This window comes from Streptomyces sp. NPDC101151 (assembly GCF_044768335.1).
Lineage (GTDB): Bacteria > Actinomycetota > Actinomycetes > Streptomycetales > Streptomycetaceae > Streptomyces.
Window position 1 is genome coordinate 1 of sequence record NZ_JBIWPP010000123.1, and the last position, 2361, is coordinate 2361.

Consider the following 2361-nt stretch of genomic DNA (forward strand, 5'->3'; position numbering starts at 1 on the left):
TGTCGGCGTACACACTTACGTCCTCAGCTTCGTACGGATGAAAAGGGACAGATGTTGAAGCGGTAAACCCTGTCGCTCGGCACTCTGCTGCTGTCGGTGTGACGGTGGAGGGTGGCTGACGATGGTCTTGGACCCGCATCGCTGGTTGGAACTGCGGCGTTTCCGTGGGCTGTTGGAGTCCGGGGCATTGAGCCTGTCGGAGATCGCCCGGGAGACGGGCCTGGACCGTAAGACGGTGCGGAAGTACCTCTCGTCGCCAGGGCCGGCGACGCCGCCGCGGAGGTCGCCGAACGGACGGTCCCGAGCGAGGGTGATCGACGAGTTCGCGCCGCTGGTCGATGCGATGCTGCGGGCCGAAGTCCTGATGAAGGCCGCGGTCATCCATGAGCGGTTGGTCGCGGAGTACGGGTTCACTGGGAACTACCAGCGGGTCAAGCTCTACGTTCAGGAAGCCCGGCCCAGGGTCGCCGAGGAACTCGGCATCACGCCGAAGGAACTGGCGGGCATGCACCGCCGGTTCGAGGTGATCCCTGGCGCCCAGGCCCAGGTGGACTGGGGCGACGAGGGCAAGATCCTCGCGCATATGGGCATCGGGAAGGTCTATTCGTTCCACATGACCCTGTCGTACTCCCGTGACCCGTTCTGCTGCTTCACCACGAGCCAGGATCTGGAGACCTTCTTCGACTGCCACCGGAGGGCGTTCGCGCACTTCAGCGGGGTGCCGATGACGGTCGTCTACGACCGCACCAAGACGGTCGTGCGCCGGCACGTCGCCCCGGGCGAGGCGGTGCCGCTGCATCCGGAAGCGGTCGGATTCGCCGGGCACTACGACTTCGACATCGACGTGCTGGCCGCTTATCGGCCCACCGGCAAAGGCCGCGTCGAACGCCAGGTGCTGATCGTCCGCGACCATGTTCTCTCCGGGCGGTCCTTCTCGTCGATCGAGGAGATGGACGCCGCGTTCACGGCCTGGGTGCCGCAGCGACGTGCTCAGATCCACAAGACCCACCGCGAGGTGATCGGGCATCGTGCCGCCCGGGACCACGCAGCCCTCAAAACGCTGCCGCCGGCCCCATATCTGGTGGCCGAACGGCACCTGCGGCCGGTCGGCAAGGACTGCCTGATCGCGTTCGGCGGCAACCTCTACTCGGTGCCTGCCCGCAAGGTCCGCCCCCGCCAGCTCGTCGAGATCCGGGCCACGAAGTCGCAGGTCATGCTGCATTCCACGGTCCCCGACTCAGGCGGCGAAACACTGCTGGCCATGCACCCGAGGGCGGTCGGCCGCGGGGTCCGCGTGGTCGAGGAAACGCACTGGGACGGGCTGCCCACTGGCAAGGGCCGCCGGACGACCACCGGCGACGTCCCCCTCCAGCCGCGTCACCACCGCCCCCTGGGCGATGAAGCCGGACCTTTGCAGGCCCTGCTGAACCGGGCCGCCGCCACCCAGGTCGAGGTCGGCCGCCGGCCGTTGTCGGTCTATGACGAGCTGACCGGCACCCGCCCCTTCACCACCCACCGCGCCACGAAGGAATCGTCTTGAGCGAGCTGACTGGCAACCGGATCCGCACCACGGCCGCGAAGCTCGGCCTGCCCCATCTGGCGGAAACCATCAACGAGTTCACCCGTCGCGCGGACGAGGGCAAGCTCGGCTACCTCGACTTCCTCGACCTGGTCCTCTCCGAGGAACTGGCCGTCCGTGACGACCGCCGTTTCCGCCAGGGCCTGCGGCTTTCGAGGCTGCCGCACCACAAGACGCTGGATGAGTACGACTTTTCGTTCCAGCCGGATCTCGACCCCCGCAAGGTCAAAGACCTCGCCACCCTGTCCTTCGTCGAGGCCAAGGCGAACGCAGCCCTGCTCGGGCCGCCCGGAGTCGGCAAGACCCACATCGCGATCGCGCTGGCGGTCGCGGCCTGCCGGGCCGGCTACTCGATCTACTTCACCAGCCTCGATGACATGGTCCGCAACCTCAAAGCCGCCGAGGCAGCAGGGCGTCTGACCAGCAAACTCGGCTCCTACCTGCGGCCGAGCGTTCTCGTGGTCGATGAGGTCGGCTACCAGCCGCTCGAACGCGCCGAGGCGAACCTGGTCTTCCAGGTCATCTCCAAGCGCTACGAAAAAGGGTCGATCATCCTGACCTCGAACAAGACCTTCAGCGAATGGGGCCAGGTCTTCGGCGACGAAGTCCTCGCCACCGCGATCCTCGACCGGCTCCTGCACCACTGCGAAGTCGTCCCCATCAACGGCCCCAGCTACCGGCTCAAGAACCGCCTCCAAGCCATCGAGCGCGAGACCGAAGTGGCCTGACAGCTGGGGACGAAGAAAGGTACGGGACTGGGGACACAAGTCCGTACGCCGACA

At 66.8% G+C, this 2361-nt stretch carries 2 protein-coding genes; both read left to right on the top strand.

Annotated elements, in window-relative coordinates:
- The first annotated feature begins 121 nt into the window (after nucleotides 1-121).
- Nucleotides 122-1540: an IS21 family transposase gene (istA, locus tag ACIRU3_RS47605; RefSeq protein ID WP_404070712.1), complete on the top strand. Its 1419-nt coding sequence runs from the start codon at nucleotides 122-124 to the stop codon at nucleotides 1538-1540.
- Nucleotides 1537-2307: an IS21-like element helper ATPase IstB gene (gene istB, locus ACIRU3_RS47610; RefSeq protein ID WP_331755823.1), complete on the top strand. Its 771-nt coding sequence runs from the start codon at nucleotides 1537-1539 to the stop codon at nucleotides 2305-2307. Before istA ends, istB begins: the two co-directional genes overlap by 4 nt.
- The last annotated feature ends 54 nt before the right edge of the window (nucleotides 2308-2361 follow it).

What these genes read in the sequence shown, in the direction of transcription:
- istA (WP_404070712.1), top strand. Translation starts at nt 122, where the DNA reads ATGGTCTTGGACCCGCATCGCTGGTTGGAACTGCGGCGTTTCCGTGGG.